General features: G+C 31.1%; 13 protein-coding genes. All 13 read right to left on the reverse strand.

Annotation, left to right across the window (positions count from 1 at the left end; all coding sequences use genetic code 11):
• Positions 1–17 precede the first annotated feature (17 nt).
• Positions 18–1,676 carry a M20/M25/M40 family metallo-hydrolase gene (locus RDK80_RS13590; protein ID WP_308524561.1) on the reverse strand — a complete coding sequence of 553 codons (1,659 nt, stop codon included), beginning with the start codon at positions 1,674–1,676 and terminating at the stop codon, positions 18–20.
• A gap of 60 nt (positions 1,677–1,736) precedes the next feature.
• Positions 1,737–3,107 carry a sodium:alanine symporter family protein gene (locus RDK80_RS13595; protein ID WP_216555327.1) on the reverse strand — a complete coding sequence of 457 codons (1,371 nt, stop codon included), beginning with the start codon at positions 3,105–3,107 and terminating at the stop codon, positions 1,737–1,739.
• Between the two features lie 366 nt (positions 3,108–3,473).
• Positions 3,474–4,811, reverse strand: coding sequence for a sigma 54-interacting transcriptional regulator (locus tag RDK80_RS13600; RefSeq protein ID WP_308524562.1), 1,338 nt, complete (start codon positions 4,809–4,811; stop codon positions 3,474–3,476).
• Positions 4,812–4,866: 55 nt separating this feature from the next.
• Positions 4,867–6,189: a replication-associated recombination protein A gene (locus RDK80_RS13605; protein WP_308524563.1), complete on the reverse strand. Its 1,323-nt coding sequence runs from the start codon at positions 6,187–6,189 to the stop codon at positions 4,867–4,869.
• A gap of 548 nt (positions 6,190–6,737) precedes the next feature.
• Positions 6,738–8,396 (reverse strand): M20/M25/M40 family metallo-hydrolase, encoded by a 1,659-nt coding sequence (locus RDK80_RS13610; RefSeq protein WP_308524564.1) that lies wholly within the window; start codon positions 8,394–8,396, stop codon positions 6,738–6,740.
• 17 nt (positions 8,397–8,413) lie between these two features.
• Positions 8,414–9,817 carry an amino acid permease gene (locus RDK80_RS13615; RefSeq protein ID WP_256311731.1) on the reverse strand — a complete coding sequence of 468 codons (1,404 nt, stop codon included), beginning with the start codon at positions 9,815–9,817 and terminating at the stop codon, positions 8,414–8,416.
• A gap of 336 nt (positions 9,818–10,153) precedes the next feature.
• Positions 10,154–11,320, reverse strand: a complete 1,167-nt coding sequence (locus RDK80_RS13620) for a M20 family metallopeptidase (RefSeq protein WP_308524565.1) — start codon at positions 11,318–11,320, stop codon at positions 10,154–10,156.
• A 23-nt stretch (positions 11,321–11,343) separates the two neighbouring features.
• Positions 11,344–12,705 (reverse strand): amidohydrolase family protein, encoded by a 1,362-nt coding sequence (locus tag RDK80_RS13625; RefSeq protein ID WP_308524566.1) that lies wholly within the window; start codon positions 12,703–12,705, stop codon positions 11,344–11,346.
• A gap of 28 nt (positions 12,706–12,733) precedes the next feature.
• On the reverse strand, positions 12,734–14,233 hold the full coding sequence (locus tag RDK80_RS13630) for a succinate CoA transferase (protein ID WP_308524567.1): 1,500 nt from the start codon (positions 14,231–14,233) through the stop codon (positions 12,734–12,736).
• 59 nt (positions 14,234–14,292) lie between these two features.
• Positions 14,293–15,483 carry a M20 family metallopeptidase gene (locus tag RDK80_RS13635; protein WP_308524568.1) on the reverse strand — a complete coding sequence of 397 codons (1,191 nt, stop codon included), beginning with the start codon at positions 15,481–15,483 and terminating at the stop codon, positions 14,293–14,295.
• 23 nt (positions 15,484–15,506) lie between these two features.
• Complete coding sequence (locus RDK80_RS13640) at positions 15,507–16,916, reverse strand: TIGR00366 family protein (protein WP_308524569.1); 1,410 nt, start codon at positions 16,914–16,916, stop codon at positions 15,507–15,509.
• 71 nt (positions 16,917–16,987) lie between these two features.
• Positions 16,988–17,743, reverse strand: a complete 756-nt coding sequence (locus RDK80_RS13645) for an IclR family transcriptional regulator (RefSeq protein WP_308524570.1) — start codon at positions 17,741–17,743, stop codon at positions 16,988–16,990.
• 205 nt (positions 17,744–17,948) lie between these two features.
• A complete protein-coding gene (orr, locus tag RDK80_RS13650) occupies positions 17,949–19,013 on the reverse strand; it encodes an ornithine racemase Orr (protein WP_308524571.1) in 1,065 nt (354 codons plus the stop codon).
• Positions 19,014–19,016: the final 3 nt, after the last annotated feature.

The raw sequence follows: 19,016 nt of genomic DNA on the forward strand, positions 1-19,016 counted from the left end.
CTACAATTTATCTTTATCTAATTATTTTTTAATAGATTCATAATAGTTTTATATACTAATACTGGTGCTACTTCAAAAGAATATTTTTTCTCTATTCTTTCCGTGAATTTATGAGCATCTTTACCAAAAGCTCCTATGTCTAATACTGGTAAGTCTAATTTTTGCATATCTTCTAATGGTAAATCATATTTAGTTCCAAATCCAGGCATATTATCTTTCAATGCTGCTATGATTTTTGGATCTTTTGGTGCTGCACCATAACTTAAATCTGAGATGTATGGGAAGAATTTCTTATAAACTAATTTATAATCTGATTCAGTTGTACTCACAGCATCTGCTACTGCATCTAGCAATGCTTTTTCTTTTGGTGCACTTCCCTCTACATAAATATGAGGATAGTATGGTGGTGTATAGTATACTATAACAACTGGTTCTCTATCAGACCATAGACTGTGAACTTCTTCTACTAATTTCAATGAAAAATCTCTTTGATCTATGGATTCATCTTTTAACATTTCTTCTGTAAGCTTTGCAATTCTTTCATCAAGTTCATTTCCCATCTCTGATTTCACTTTTGTATATAGTTCTTCATAAGTTAATGCTCTTGCTTGCCATGGCAGTTTTTTATATTCTCTTCCTGCTAATTTACAAAATCTTTCATATTGTATATTTAAATTATCAATAGTTGATTGAAAAGCTTCTATAGCAGCACCTTTCATTTTTACTAGTACTTCATCTGGTGTGCTGCAATGTGTTGCATAGTTGAAGAACAAAGTAGCTGTTTTTGCTATTTGAACTGAATATTCTGGTTTTAAATCTCTTTGTTTTAAAGTAATTGGAGGAAGTGAAACTTCACCTTCTGCCACATCACAAAAATCTGCATTCAGATTGATTCTATTTGTAATAGAAGAAGCTATTTGGTTTGGATCTATTCCCTTAAATGATTCACCAACATGTGTTTCTTTACCTACTACATAGAATGACGGCATTAGTTTTCCTACTGTTCCTATATATACATATTTGTTTTCATCACCTTCAAACTCAGATGTCATATAGTCTGTATCTAAAAGTGCTAGATATTCAAAACCTTCTTGTTCTTGTATTTTTACTAATTCAGGTATTACAGATAACATACCGCCTGAGTTTCCTTCTTCATCGCAAACAGCAGCATATATCAAATTACCTTCAAAGTTTTCTATATCCTTTGATATTTCTTCCATCAATGCCATTATAATAGCATCACCAGTTTTCATATCGAAAAGTCCTCGACCAAATAAATAATCTCCTGATTCAAGATCACGTCTAACTTCCTCTGGTAGCGTAGATGCTATTTCTTTAAATTTCTCTGTTAATTCATATGGTTTGTTTGCATATTCTTTTAAGCTGCCATAATCAGAGATACCAACTGTATCTGTATGACCTATCATCAATACAGTTTTTTTACTATTGCCTTTCTTTCCCTTTAGCATTGCTAAAACAGATTTTCTGCCAAGTTTATCCTTGACCGCATCTACAAATCTTAGATGCTCCGGATTTTCTTTATAATAGTCCATTTCTGAAAAAATATCATAAACTTTTTGTACTGAATCTAATTCTCCTGGTGTTTCAACTACACTAAGTTGATTTGTTAATTCTACTGCTATCTGCTCAATTCTTGCTGCAATCTGACTATTCATATGTGCCTCCTAAAATATTTTACTAAAAATCATGAAGATAATTCAATCCTTGTAATCTATCTATTTTGCTTTAGCTTTTGGATAAAAAGCAGGATTGTTAAAGAAATCATCCTTCAATTCCTTAACTTGATTTCTCATCAATACTAATCCTATCATATTAGGAATGATAATAGATGCTAGCAGTATATCTAAGAAACTATATAGGAACTCAATACCACCATATGCACCTAAGAAAATAGCTACTAAGTAAACAAATTTCATTACTTGGGCAAATTTTGTTCCAAATAAATATTCAGCTTGTTTTTCACCATAAAATACAATAACTATAATCGTTGAAATTACAAACAATGTAATACTTAAAGTTACAATTCCACCACCAAGATTATATCCCAGCAATGCTTGGAATGCTCTTGCAGGCATACTAGCCGCTTCTGATGCAGGAACAGTCTTCCATAATCCAGATGTTAAAACAACCATAGCTGTCATAGAACAAACCATTAAAGTATCAACTATTATTTCAAATATACCCCAGAATGCTTGACGAACTGGATGATCAGTTACTGCAGCAGCATGAGCTATAGGAGCAGTACCCATACCAGCTTCGTTAGAATAAGTACCTCTTGCAATTCCACGACTAATAGCTTGTGATATAGCAGCACCACCGAATCCACCAACAGCAGCCATAGGAGTAAATGCATGTTTAAATATCAAAACAAGAATAGAAGGTAATTCACCAATATTTACAATAGTAATCACTAGTGCACCTAATAAATAAAGTCCTGCCATAAAAGGAACCAATTTTTCTGAAACTTGAACTATTCTTTGAATTCCACCATAAACAACAATACCTACTAAAATAGCAACTGCTGCTCCTGAAACCCAGTTTGGAATATTAAGAGTCGCAGCTGTTTGTACTACTGAAACAGTTTGAGTAGCTACAGATGGAACAATTTCAAGCATCAAGAAAAATGCAAAAAATTTACCTAACCATGGCATATTTAACCCCTTATCTAAATAATATTGAGGTCCACCAACAAACTCTCCAAGTTCATTTTTCTGTCTATACTTGATACCTAAGACAATCTCACTAAATTTTGAGGCACTACCTATTAAAGCAGTAAGCCACATCCAAAAAACTGCACCGGGTCCGCCAAAAGCTATAGCAACAGGTACACCAACAATATTAGATGCACCTATTGTAGAAGCTAAAGCAGCAGTAGCAGCTTGGAAAGGTGATACAGTACCTTCACCTTTTTCAGGCTTTTTAAGCATCTTACCGAATGTTTCTTTACAAATGTAGCCAAAATACTTAAATTGGAAAAAACCTAAAGAAAAACTAAGAATTAATCCGCCACCAAATAAAATAACAAGCATTGGCGTTCCCCAAATCCAATTAGAGATGTTGACAATAAAGTTTACAAATGAATCCATTCTTTGCTTCCTCCTTAAAATAAATTTAATTTCTATACCCATATATTATAGCAAATTTCATGCCAATAAAGTCAATTATGAATATAGTTAATTTTCAGTATATTTTGATATTTTTTTATCAAATAAAAAAGGTTTTTTATGGGAAGATTTCCTTTTTTGTTTCCTCATTAAAATAATTTTAATTCCTACATCTATTATTAGAGCAAAATTTATATCAATAACGTCAATTATGAATATGAATAATTTTCAGTATATTTTGATACTTTTTTATCAAATAAAAAAGATATTTTATGGTAAAATTTCTTTTACCGTAAAATATCTTTTACGTTTTATATGTGAATTATTCACATATACTGACATATTACATCATTTTATATATTTATCTATCTTGTATTTTAATAATTGCTTTGAAATTTTTAGGGATTTAGCTGTTAAGCTTAAATTATTCTGATGAGTTTTATATGCTTCTAAAATAATATCTTTTTCGTGATTTTCTAAATATGATTTTAAATCATAACCAGAACTCTCTAAAACTTTTATGGCAGAAATATTTTTACTTTCAAAAATTCTTCTTGGTACATCTTTTATTGTAATCTCATTTCTTATAATAGTATTAAAACTACCCTCTATTATATTTCGAAGTTCTCTAATATTTCCAGGCCAATGATATTCTTCAAATGCAGAAAGTAACTCTTCTGAAATTGGTTTTACATTATAGTCTAATTCTTGATTATATCTTTCTATATAATAATTAGATAAAAGTTCAATATCATCTTTTCTAGCAATCAAATCAGGTAAAATAATTTGAACCACTGAGAGTCTATAATATAAGTCATTTCTCATCCTGCCTTCTTTTACAAGTTTTTCTGGGCTTTCATTTAATGCTACAACAATTCTTATATCTAAAGGTATTTCTTGTGTTCCTCCTATTCTCCTAATTCTTTTCTCTTCAATCGCCTTTAAAAGCTTCACTTGTGATACGGGACTTAATGAATTTATTTCATCTAAAAATAAGGTTCCCCCTTTAGCTAGCTCAAAAAGCCCTTCTTTATCTTCAGCAGATGTAAAGCTTCCTTTTGCTGTACCAAATAAAATGCCCTCAAGTAAATTTTCTGGTATAGCACCACAATTCTGAGAGATAAAAGGACCATATCTTCTATTACTACAGTTATGAATAGAGTGTGCTACTAATTCCTTTCCTGTACCAGTATTACCTTGAATCAAAACAGTAGACTCTGTTTTTGATACCCTACGAATCTTTTCTTTAATTTCAAGCATTCTAGGGTTTTGGGTTATTATATCATCAATTGTATAGCATGTACCATTTTCTTTATAGCATATTTCATGCTTATAAAGTCTATTGCATATACTAGTATTATCCTCATTTACAATATCTGCAAATTCAATTGCTCCTATTATCCTACCATCCTCTATAAGTGGATATGTGGATCCAACCTGATATATTAAATTATCTCTTTGAGTTTTTAATCCTTGCTTTAAATTAATAAAGGATTTTCCAGTTTTTATGGCAGCAATCATGGAACTATTGTTATTATCTAAATTCTTGTAAAGAGAGGTGAGCTTTCTTCCCATAGTATTCTCCAACATCAAATCATAAACAGGTAAATTATTCATAGTAAAATAAATAATTTCGCCTTTGTTATTTACGATAACTACATTCTTAGAATCATATTGTTCAAACATACTATCACCCACTAATATTTTTTATAAATTTAAAAATAACTGATAATTCTATTTATTATAATTCTTTACCATAAGCTAATAATCTGTTCTTTATTTCTTTTTCATATCCATTTTCTGTAGGCTCATAATATTTCTTACCTAGAAGTTCTTTAGGTAAATATTCTTGCGAAATAAATGCTCCTTCATAATCATGAGGGTATTTATAACCTATACCATTTCCTAAATTTTTAGCTCCTGGATAAGAACCATCTCTTAAATGAATTGGAACTTTACCTATTTCTTTAGCTCTTATATCTTCTAAAGCCTTATCTATACCAACATAGGCTGCATTGCTCTTTGGAGCTGTAGCTATATATACTGCAGCTTGAGCTAGTGGTATTCTTCCTTCTGGCATACCTATTACATTTACAGCATTGAAAGCTGATACTGCAATACTCAATGCATTTGGATCAGCGTTTCCTACATCTTCTGAAGCACATATGATTATACGCCTTGCGATAAATTTAGGGTCTTCTCCTGCATTAATCATCTTTGCTAGCCAATACAAAGTTGCATCGGCGTCTCCACCTCTCATACTTTTAATAAATGCGGAAATAGTATCATAATGCTCGTCACCATTTTTATCGTATCTAGCTGTCTTTATTTGAATAGACTCTTTTATTGTATCCAAATCTATTTTTATAACTCCACTCTCGTCTCTCGGTGTTGAAAGTACTCCTATTTCAAGAGAGTTAAGTATAGTTCTACCATCCCCATCTGCTATGGTAATTAAATAATCTATTGCTTCCTCCGTTATATTTATCTTATATTCTCCTAATCCTTTGTCATTATTAAATAAAGCATTATTTATAAGTTTCTTTAAGTTATCTCTAGTCAATGATTCTAACTTTAAAATCATGACTCTAGATAATAAAGCTTTATTTACCTCAAAATAAGGATTTTCTGTAGTAGCCCCTATTAAAATAATTATTCCTCTCTCTACAAAGGGAAGTAATGCATCTTGCTGAGATTTGTTAAATCTATGTATCTCATCTACAAAAAGAATAGTCCTTTTATTATATAGCTTTAAATTTTCTTCTGCTCTATCCATTACTTCTCTAATATCCTTTACTCCCGATGTTACAGCAGATAATTTTTCAAATATCATATTTGTACTATTAGCTATTATCATAGCTAGAGTAGTTTTACCAGTTCCAGGAGGTCCGAAAAATATCATCGAAGTAATTCTATCTGCCTTTATTGCTCTATTTAAAAATTTACCCTCTCCTAAGATATGCTCTTGTCCTACAAATTCATCTATTTTCTCAGGTCTCATTCTATCAGCTAAAGGTGCATTTCTCTTCAATTTTTCTTCCATACTTAAAGTAAATAAATCCATATTATCACCTAATTAATTTTAGTTATATATAATATTATACTATAGCAGTTAACTGAATTAGTCAATTTGTAAAAGTTAGCATATAATGATTCAGCAATATCTATACGATTTAAGATGATTTATTTTTAATTCTAAAAATAAGAAATTATTTTACTGATTCTTCCTCAATATTCTTGTTAGATATAAAACTTATATCTTTTTGAAGTTTTCATATGAGCTTTAATTTATGTTTCAATTCTTTCAAAAGCTTTTCTTATCTTACTTTTAATACTTGCTTATTTCATAAAGTTATTATACTTATTATTATACCATATTTCTATTCCCAAAAGTTACTTCATCGTCTTCTATTACTATAATTTTCATATAGGTAAGTATTTACAATTTACTATAATTCACAGCAATCTTTATAACTTCTTGTTTACATGTCAGATGGAACTTTTCTATTATAAATCCTAAACAGCTAGAAGGACACTGTGTTAATAGTGTCCTTCTCCATTTCCCTCAACCTTAAGTGAGGTTTCACTTTTTCAGCTACAATTTATCTTTATCTAATTATTTTTTAATAGATTCATAATAGTTTTATATACTAATACTGGTGCTACTTCAAAAGAATATTTTTTCTCTATTCTTTCCGTGAATTTATGAGCATCTTTACCAAAAGCTCCTATGTCTAATACTGGTAAGTCTAATTTTTGCATATCTTCTAATGGTAAATCATATTTAGTTCCAAATCCAGGCATATTATCTTTCAATGCTGCTATGATTTTTGGATCTTTTGGTGCTGCACCATAACTTAAATCTGAGATGTATGGGAAGAATTTCTTATAAACTAATTTATAATCTGATTCAGTTGTACTCACAGCATCTGCTACTGCATCTAGCAATGCTTTTTCTTTTGGTGCACTTCCCTCTACATAAATATGAGGATAGTATGGTGGTGTATAGTATACTATAACAACTGGTTCTCTATCAGACCATAGACTGTGAACTTCTTCTACTAATTTCAATGAAAAATCTCTTTGATCTATGGATTCATCTTTTAACATTTCTTCTGTAAGCTTTGCAATTCTTTCATCAAGTTCATTTCCCATCTCTGATTTCACTTTTGTATATAGTTCTTCATAAGTTAATGCTCTTGCTTGCCATGGCAGTTTTTTATATTCTCTTCCTGCTAATTTACAAAATCTTTCATATTGTATATTTAAATTATCAATAGTTGATTGAAAAGCTTCTATAGCAGCACCTTTCATTTTTACTAGTACTTCATCTGGTGTGCTGCAATGTGTTGCATAGTTGAAGAACAAAGTAGCTGTTTTTGCTATTTGAACTGAATATTCTGGTTTTAAATCTCTTTGTTTTAAAGTAATTGGAGGAAGTGAAACTTCACCTTCTGCCACATCACAAAAATCTGCATTCAGATTGATTCTATTTGTAATAGAAGAAGCTATTTGGTTTGGATCTATTCCCTTAAATGATTCACCAACATGTGTTTCTTTACCTACTACATAGAATGACGGCATTAGTTTTCCTACTGTTCCTATATATACATATTTGTTTTCATCACCTTCAAACTCAGATGTCATATAGTCTGTATCTAAAAGTGCTAGATATTCAAAACCTTCTTGTTCTTGTATTTTTACTAATTCAGGTATTACAGATAACATACCGCCTGAGTTTCCTTCTTCATCGCAAACAGCAGCATATATCAAATTACCTTCAAAGTTTTCTATATCCTTTGATATTTCTTCCATCAATGCCATTATAATAGCATCACCAGTTTTCATATCGAAAAGTCCTCGACCAAATAAATAATCTCCTGATTCAAGATCACGTCTAACTTCCTCTGGTAGCGTAGATGCTATTTCTTTAAATTTCTCTGTTAATTCATATGGTTTGTTTGCATATTCTTTTAAGCTGCCATAATCAGAGATACCAACTGTATCTGTATGACCTATCATCAATACAGTTTTTTTACTATTGCCTTTCTTTCCCTTTAGCATTGCTAAAACAGATTTTCTGCCAAGTTTATCCTTGACCGCATCTACAAATCTTAGATGCTCCGGATTTTCTTTATAATAGTCCATTTCTGAAAAAATATCATAAACTTTTTGTACTGAATCTAATTCTCCTGGTGTTTCAACTACACTAAGTTGGTTTGTTAATTCTACTGCGATCTGCTCAATTCTTGCTGCAATTTCCTTATTCATAATTTACCTCCTAATTTTTATAATCCTTGTTTCTTGGATTTATTATATAAAGTTGATCCTATATAAAAAGCTGCATAAGTTGGAATGCCTAGAATTAAAGCTAATTTTTGTGTAGGATCAAAGAACATACCAATGAATAGTATTATACATAATGCTATCAGTAGTGCAGGCGTTACAGGATAGAATGGTGTTTTAAATTTTATATTCTCTATATTACCGCCCTTTTCTTTGTATTGTTTTCTAAATATGAATAAACATACTGCATATAATATATAAATGAAAATATTACTGATTCCAATTATTGAAGTTAAGAATAAATATACAGTTCCAGGTGCTACTATACTTGATATAACCGCAGCAACAGCAAATAGCATTGTAACGATTAATGCATTCATAGGAACCTTTTTACTATTAACCTTTGAGACAAATTTCGGTGCCTGATTAAAATTGCCCATTGACCATAATGATCTTGTACTTGAATATATAAACGCATTTGCCGATGAAAGTGCTGATGTTAATACAACAACGTTAACTATCAACTCTGCTGATTGGATACCAGCTAATTTAAAAACATAAGCAAAGGGACTTCCAGCCAAGTCTGCACTTCTCCAAGGAAGCACCGCAATTAAAACGACTAAAGATGCAATATAAGCTATTATCAAACCCCAGATTGTAGCATGAATTGCACGAGGTAAATCTTTTTCTGGATTTTCACTTTCACTTGCAGCAGCAGCAAAAATATCAGCTCCGCCATAGGCAAATGCTGCTGTCATCATTGTCATAATTACAGCTTTTGCACCATTTGGGAAAAGTCCTCCGTCATTTACGAAGTTCCTAAATCCAACTGCTTCTTTCCCTACTAATCCAGTAATCATTCCCAATCCTAATATTAAGAATACAACTATTAATATAAATTTTATACTACTAAATATAAAAGATGATTTTCCATATTTATCACTAGGTACTGCATTCATAATAAATAGTAGTATAGTAAAACCTATTATCCATATCATTGAATTCACATTAGGAAAAATATTTTTCATAATTATTGATGATGCAACTAGTTGCGATGGTATAGTAATAGCATAAGATAACCATTTTACCCATCCTACAGTAAATCCCATACTTGGATTAATAAGTTCTGTTGCATAAGCCTGTACTGTTCCTGCAACAGGCATTTCAACTAATAATTCGCCCAAGCAAAACATCATCAGGTACATTATTATTGCGCCAAATAAGTATGCTATTAATGTACCACCTGGTCCAGCTTGCTGTAGTACATAACCAGATCCTAGAAACAATCCAGTACCAATGGTTCCTCCAATACCAAGCATCATTATTTGATGTGTTTTCATGGAGCGTTGCAGTCCTTCTGACTTTTCTAAAATATCTTCTACATCTTTTTTTGGTTCTTTTGACATTAACTGTGCCTCCTTAGATTTTGTATTATATTAAAGTCTATAATAATATAAAGCAAATTTCATGCCAACTTCTAAAGTGTTAAAATACTAACATTTGTACATGTTTTAAAAAATAAAGGATATTTTATAAAAAAAATTTTTTTATTATAAAATATCCTTTACTATTCATACATTTATTATTTTGCTCAAAATAGCCATAATTATAAATATTTAATACTATAACTTTTCACAACTCCTCATACTAGGCATGTTTTATCCTTTATGTATACATCAAAAACTAATTTTCAATGAAGTTTCTCATTTATAGAAAAAAATAAAAACTAGATTTACCGGTTCTCATTTTTTTAAATTCTTAAATTCTTTTTTTATCCTTTCAAGTAAATCTTTTTCTTGAATAACTTGGACTCCAGTTTTTACTAATGCATTAATTGTAATAATCATATTCTCATAAGCTTTGTCAGTTAAAGTGGCATCTCTAAATTCTTCAGTATGGGCAGCAATACTTTCATCACCATATATGCCAAAGTATGGATGAATAGCTGGACACACATGGCTTACATTTCCCATATCCAAAGAACCAAAAGACAGTTTTATATTATCAGGATTTTCTATCCCCTGAATCCTTAAATTTTCGCTAAATACATTTGATAAACTTTCATTGGTTACTAAATCATCATATATAAATTCATAATTAGATATTTCCAAAGTAGTTCCTGTAGCTAATGCGGCACCTCTAGCACAGTTCTTAACTTTTTCCGCTAATTCTTGTAAGTAAGCTTTCGTTGCAGTTCTTACATAGAATTGAGCAATAGCTAAGTCTGGAACTATATTTGCCGCTTTACCACCTTCAGTTATCACTCCATGAATTCTAGCAGAGGGCAATATATGCTCCCTCAGAGCATTTATACTATTAAAAGTCATTATTACGGCATCTAATGCATTAATACCTTTTTCTGGATCTGAGGCAGCATGTGAAGCTTTACCTTTGAAGCTAAATTGTATTGGTTCCAAAGCTAAAGATGTCCCACTTTTATTATATACAGGTGCTGGATGAGCTAGCATAGCTATATCTATATCCTTAAATGCTCCTTTTTCTACCATTGTAACCTTTGCTCCGCTGGTTTCTTCTGCAGGAGTTCCAAAAACTATAACCTTTCCTCCTATTTCATCTAATAAATGCCTTAAAACTATAGCTGCCCCTGTATTAGTAGTTCCAAGTAAATTATGACCACATCCATGCCCGATTCCCGGCAAAGCATCATATTCAGATAAATAACATATTGTAGGACCTTCTTTATTGCTTTCATATCTAGCCTTAAATGCAGTTTTTATTTCAAGATATTCTTCCTCTATCTGAAATCCATATTCTCTTAAAAGATTGATATGAGCCTTTGAAGATTTAAACTCCTCATATCCTAATTCTGGGTTATTGTAAATATATTCATTCAATTTCTTTAAATCATCTAATATACCGTAAGTAATACTATTAATTCTCTCTATCATATTAATCCCACCTAATTTTATATTTAAAATCTCCTAATCACTTTCCCTAGCCTATTTTGTAATATCTCATTATTTTGTAAAGCTATTTCGCCATTTATTATAACATACTCTATTCCTAAAGGAGATGCTGTTGGATTATCAAAAGTTGCACAATCTATTATTTTATCATAGTCAAAAATGACAATATCTCCATCCATTCCTACTTTTATCTCACCTTTATGTGCTAGTTTTAGTCTTTCAGCGGGTAGTTTAGTCATCTTTTTCAATTGATCTATCAGCTCTAACCTATTGCCATCCCTAACATATCTTCCAATTATTCTAGGAAAAGTACCAGCCGCTCTAGGATGTCCTTGTCCTTTATTCAGTAGACCATCACTAGCTACATAGACAAAAGATTCTTTCAAGGATTCAATAACTTCATCTTCATTCATTACAAAAGCTACTGCCAACATATTCGGATATTCTTTTCTTACTTTATAAAATATTTCTTCTGTACACCTGATATTTTTATAGGGTTCTTCCGTTAACAATATGGAGTCATAGCTTTTGTTCCAATTGTCAAAACACCCATCATCAAAAACTGAACTCCCTATAAAAGTACTAAAGGCATCATAGGGATAACAATCTGCCCTTACATCTATTCCTCTATCTATGGCTTCTTTTATGATATCTAAAGATTCTCTCATCTGTCCCATAGCAGTACAGCTCCCGAGATGAGATATCTGCATAGGCAATCCCGTGGCTTGAGAAATCATTATCAACTCTTTTATAGAGTCTATTCCTTTTTTAGCATCGGCTCTATAGTGTGCTGATATCAAAATATCATATTCTTTTATAGAATTACAGATTTCTAGAATCTCTTCCAAGGATATTCCTGGAGAATATTCTATACCAAAGGATAATCCTACAGCACCATTTTTTCCTATATCCTCTTTTATTAAATCTATCATTTTTTCTATTTGTTCTTTAGTTGCTTCCTTATATCTATCTATGCCAAGTTTATTTCTATAATAATTGTGACCAGCAAAGATCATGTAATTTATGGGAGCTCCATTACTGTCTATAAAGTTAAAAAACTCATCAATACTTTGTCTATTATTTCCACAATTTCCTCCAACACAGGTTGTAACACCCATTTTAAGCATTTTATATGCTATATCGTAAATTTCCTCATCTTCACCATCTATAATTTTTTCCTCATGCATATGAATATCAATAAACCCTGGAGATACGATTTTATCCTTTGCATCTATTATTTTTCTTCCGCTATTGAGACTACTATCTATAGATGCAATTTTATTATCTTTAATTCCAATATCTTTAACCGTTAACTTATTTTTGTCAAAATCTACTAAAGTGCCATTTTTTATAATTAAATCATACATATTCTTTCCTCCTCATGGCTTAGCGATTTTAAATTCTCATAGTCCCGTTTTTCTCAAATTTTTCATGCCAAGAAAAAACTTCTTTTAGTATTTTAGGGGTATGAGAAGCATTGATCTTTGTTATCGTTTTATAATAATCCATAAGCATTGGCTTGTAATATTTATTGCTACAATTTTTTATTATTGTTAAAGCCCTTTCTTTAGGCGATAATCCTCTTAAATCTGCCACTCCTTCTTCTGTTATTATTATATCTACATCATGTTCAGTATGATCTACATGAGAAACACAGGGTACAATGGAAGAAACATTACCATTTTTTGCGGTGGATTCAGTGAAAAAAATAGAAATATAAGAATTTCTAGCAAAATCTCCAGAACCACCTATTCCATTCATCATCTTTCTCCCCAATATATGTGTAGAATTTACATTACCATAAATATCTACCTCAATAGCTGTATTTAAAGCAATAACTCCCAATCTTCTAATTATTTCAGGATTATTGCTTATCTCCTGTGGTCTCAAAACTATCTTTTTCCTATATTTATCTAAGTTTTTATAGAATTTTTCTAACCCCTCAGGAGATGGGGTTATAGCAGTGCCAGAAACAATATTAACCTTGTCATAATCTATTAATTCCAACATGGAGTCTTGTATTACTTCTGTATAGAAATTTAAACTTTTTAAGTTTGAATTCTTAAATCCTCCTAAAACTGCATTAGCTACGGATCCTACTCCAGATTGAAAAGGTAGTAGTTCTTTAGGTATCCTTCCTCTTTTAATTTCTTCCTCTAAAAAATCTATTAGATATCCTGACATTTTTATATTATTTTGATTAATAGATGCAAAGGGCCTAACATCATCTCTTTTATCAGTTATGACTATAGCTGCCACCTTATTTAAATCTATAGGTATAAAATTTTCTCCAATTCTATCAGAAGCTTTCACTATGGGTATTGGCTCTCTATATGGTGGATTTTTTGTTTGATATATATCATGAATTCCTCTTAACTCTCTTGGCTGACTAGTATTTATTTCTATTATTAATTTTTCTGCTTTTTCAATTATTGTTGGGGTAATACCAACTGAAGTAGATGGAATAATATATCCTTCTTCTGAAATTTCAACGGCTTCAATGATCCCCAAATCAATTTTACCTAAAAAGCCATAATTTATATATTGGGATAAATGACTTAGATGAATATCAACAAAACTAATTTCTCCATTATTTATACTATTTCTACAGCAATCATTAGTCTGATATGGTATCCTCTTACTAATAATACCTCTTTTAGCAAATTCTCCATCTATCTCATCTCCCACTGAAGCTCCTGTAATTAAGGTTATAGAAATTCTTTCCTTACTTTCATCTAGTCTCTTAACTAATGCTAAAGGAATTTCTTTCGGATAACCTGAAGGTGTAAATCCACTGGTTCCTATGATCATCCCATCTTTAATAAGCAGTGAAGCTTCTTCAGAACTAATTATTTTTTTTCTTAGATAGTTTCCTTTTATTCTATCTTTAATCATGGAATTAACCTCCTATATATTATAGGCAGAAATTTTATTCTGCCTATAATATTTATAAATCATTGGATTTGACAAAATTCTTCAGCTATTCTACAATAAATCTCTACATAGTCTATCAAATGCTTTATAGGAATTCTTTCATCCTTAGTATGAGAATAAGAAATATCTCCGGGTCCTGTAACTACTGTTGGAATATTGCCAAAGTTTGATAGTAGTGCTGCATCTGTCCAGCCTCTTCTTCTTGTCAAATTGGGTTTTTCGCCACTTACTTGGATCAAAGCATTTTTAGTTGCAACGACTATAGGGTCCTCAGGATCTGTCATCAAATAGAGATGATCTAATGTTAAGAAATTATTATCCATTCTTATTATCTCTGCATCAAATTCTCTATCCTCTTCTTTTAGTTCCAAAACTATATCTTCAAGCTCTTTAAATACAGAATCTACACTTTCTCCTGGAATATATCGCCTATCAATCTTGATAGAACACCAATCTGCTACTGTACTTGGTTGACTTCCTCCTTCAATTCTCCCAAAGTTCATAACTGAAGGTCCCATATATTCATTATCTCTTTCTGCTAATTTAGGCATTAACCTTTCTTCAATCCTTAGAATCAGTTTTGCTGTCTTAGAAATCGCATTAATTCCCAAATGTGGAACTCCACCATGTGCCGCCTTACCTTTAACTTTTATTTCTATCCATTCCAATCCTCTATGTCCTATGGCATATTCATAATTAGATGGTTCACCTACAATAGCACCATCTGCCTTGATATTTGATTTTACTAGGGCTTCAGTACCTTCACTTTGTTCTTCTTCACCCAATACACCAGTGAAAATAATATTGCCCTTCATAGATTTATGAGATCTCTTAATAGCAAGCATAGCTATTAACATAGAAGCTATAGGTCCCTTCATGTCTGAAGTTCCTCTTCCCCATATAAAGCCATCTTTAACTTCTCCACCATAGGGATCTATTATCATATTATAAGGAGGCACAGTATCCATATGTCCATTGAACATAAGGGTTTTACCAGTTCCTTCGCCTTTTAGATTCACTATAACATTTTTCCTAAGTCCGTCTACTTCCTGATATTCTACTTCTAAGCCATTTTCTTTACTAAATTTATAAATATATTCTGCAACTTCCTTCTCACGATTCTCCGCATCTTTATGGCTAGGTATTCTTACCAATTCCTGAGTCAGTTTTATTAACTCTTCCTCAGAAAAAAAATTCTTATAATCTATCAATGTAGTCCCCTCCAATCTTTATGTTAAAATGGCCCATAAGATATTGCATTAGCTATTACTAAGAACGCCATGCCAGTTCCAATCCAGATTAACATTAAAGGCCATATGAACTTAAACCATTTTTCATAAGGAATATTACCCATAGATAAATATCCCATTAGTGCTGCAGAAGTAGGAATAATAGAATTGGTAAATCCATCACCAAATTGGAATGCCATAACTGCTGTCTGTCTTGTAATTCCTAATAAATCTGATAATGGAACCATAATCGGCATAGTTGCAGCAGCTTGACCACTACCAGATGGAATGAAGAAGTTAATTATTACTTGAACTATATACATTCCAATAACCGATATAGACTTAGGTAATATTTGAATTGCTTTAGCTAAACCGTATACAATACTATCTATTATTAAACCATCTTTCATAACTATTAAGATGCCACGAGCTACCCCTACAACTAGTGCTCCAAATGCAATAGATTTTGCACCTACGACAAATTCTTGAGCAATTTTACTAGGTCCTAATCCACCAATTAGTCCACTTATAACACCCATTGCTAAAAATGTAGAACCAATTTCTAAGATATACCAATCAAATTTAAATACCCCAGTAATTATTACGGCAAATCCTGCAATAACTGTCAATAATATAATGTTATGATGAACTCTCATTGTAGGGACATTATTTAAATCTATTATTTTACCTCTTTCTTCTAACTCCAATTCTGCAACTACACTTTTAGATGAATCCTTCTTAACTTTTTCTGCATATCGAATTATATAAATAGCAGTAATTATTAGTAATACCACAAATATAATTATTCTCATAATGATTCCAGAAAACAAAGGTAATTCAGCAATACCTTGAGCTACACCTACACTAAAAGGATTCATAAATCCTGAATTAAATCCACAAGCAGCTCCTAAGGTTATCATTGCTGTTCCAGTAATTGCATCAAATCCCAAGGCCCTAGCTAAAGCTATACCTATAGGTACGAATACTATAGTTTCCTCAGCCATACCAAAGGTTGCTCCACCAATGCCAAATATCACCATAAATATTGGAATCATTAAATTCTCTTTACCATTCAATCTTTTTGCTAATCTCCCTATACCCGCCTCAATAGTTCCAGTTGCTGTAATAATTTGAAATGCTCCACCTACAATGAATATGAAAAAAATTATTTGTGCTGCATCTTCCATTCCTCTTGGCACAGCCTGAACTAATGCAAAAGGTTTTATAGGATTTTGTTCAACATTATGAAATGAATCTGGACTCACCAAGGTTCTTCCTGTAGCCTCATCCTTTACTCTGTCAAATTCTCCAGCTGGGATTACATAAGTCAATATTGACATGATGATAATAACTGAAAAAAGAATTACATAGGTATGTGGTACTTTAAATTTTTTCTTTTTTACACTTTCTACCATGAAAATCCCTCCTATTTTTTATCACAATTTTTTTACTAAGATGCAGTCAAGATAGTATAATTTTCCCTCCCTTATAAATTTAATTTGCTAATTCTGTCTGCATAATGCATTAATTTTCGTAAAATCGTATCTCTTTCCGCATCAACAATATTACCTTTAATATATTTTACAGCTATGCATGCTGTAACTTTATTATTAAAATTCTTAACTGGAACTCCTATACCTACAAGGCCTTTCATATTTTCTTCATCACTTATTGCGAAACCTTGCTGTCTTATACTTGAATATTCTTGTAATAATTGTTTTGGATCAGTAATAGTATTTGGACCTTTTTTTTCTAGATTGCTTGAATAAACTATTTCCTCTAATCTATCATAGGGCTCATAATATGCCATAATACATTTACCATAAGCTCCACAATGTATTGGATAATAAGTTCCCACTTTAAATCCTATCTGAATAGGTTGATAGCTTTCCAATTCGAACAAACTTAATATCCTATCTTCTAATAGAATTGCGTACCCTATTGATTGCTTTATTTCTTTAGCTAACTCCTCCAATATTATCCTTATTTGTTCCATACTAGTGTGATTATATAAATAGGCAGCCCCTATATGATATGATCCCGGTCCAATAGAATATTTTTTAGAACTTGGACTTTGATGAACCATTTTATTTTCTATTAGAATATTAAGTATCCTATGTACTGTACTTCTATGTATTTTCAATTCTTCGCTTATTTCTAAAGCAGTTTTTTCGTAAGGTGGTACGGCTAAATTTTCTAAAATTAGGAAAGCCTTATCAATTGATGAATAATTATCTTTCATTTTATTCCTCCTTAATTTTGTCCACTATGCTGACATGTGTTTATTCTATTGACATTATATATAATATTCGACAAAAATTTAAAAATTCCTTCTTTTTTTTAGAATTTTTTCAATATTTTTTATTTTTATTTAAGTATTACTTAAATAAAAATAAAAGTCTTAAAAAATATTACTTTTTCAAGACTTTTTATTTCTATTCTTTTAATTATTCAATTATCTCTTTTTCAACATATTCGGAAGTCATACCTCTCAGTATACCAACATAAGACATTCTAAATTCTATAATATCTCCTACTTTATAATCTACCTCACTATCTGATCCATCTAGTATAAGATGATCCGAACTACCACCAAGGATAATTATCCCTTCGTCTAATGGATAAAGAGCTTCAAAGTCAACGTCTTGTTTTCCTACAGCACAAAGAATTCTTCTGCGAACTCCCCTATCTATAAAAGTTGGTATATTTCCAAAGGCATCTCTTCCTATCTTTCCAGTAGGCAACGAAGGTTTTTCTTTTACTTCAATAATCTCCACTTGAAGGGTAAACGCATCATTTTTTGTACCTTCTATCTGTTCTCCATAGGCTGATTCAGTTCCAAGTATTAAAGATTCACCTAGTCTTAAATTATTTAATCTATCAATTTTGTTATCTGGTAGCAAATGAACTGTACTTGAATTTCCTCCAGATAAGATTTCTAATTCTATATTATATTTTTCTTCTATTTGTTTCTCTAATTTAGCTAATCTATTTAAAATCTCTTTAGTTGGTATTACTCCACCATAGCATGTTAGATTAGTACCTAGACCTATAATTTTAACACCTTTCAATTCTATCATCTTTTCTATAGAATTAAATAGAGATTTTTCATCATAATATCCTTCTCTTAAGTCTCCTAAATCTACCATTAAAATGATTTTATGAATCTTCCCTTTCTCCAAAGCTTTTTCTGATAAGGAAGTAATAGTATCTAATTCTGAGTTAAGGGATATGTCTGCATACTCTACTATTTTTTCTGCTTCGGATTTCATAGGTAATCTTAACATTATTTTTGGTATGTCTAGTTCTTTTAATCTTATAAGATTTTCAATCCTAGAATCTGCTAGATAAGATACTCCACCTTCAATATATGCTTTAGCAATTCTAGGATTACCACAGAAAACCTTTGTTACTCCTGCAACTTTTATACCTTGGCTGTTACATAATCCAACTACAGATCTTACATTATTTTTTATAGTTTCTAAATTAACTGTCATTTTGGGATAACTCATATT

The organism is uncultured Tissierella sp., assembly GCF_902479755.1.
In the GTDB taxonomy this organism is placed as follows: domain Bacteria; phylum Bacillota; class Clostridia; order Tissierellales; family Tissierellaceae; genus Tissierella; species Tissierella carlieri.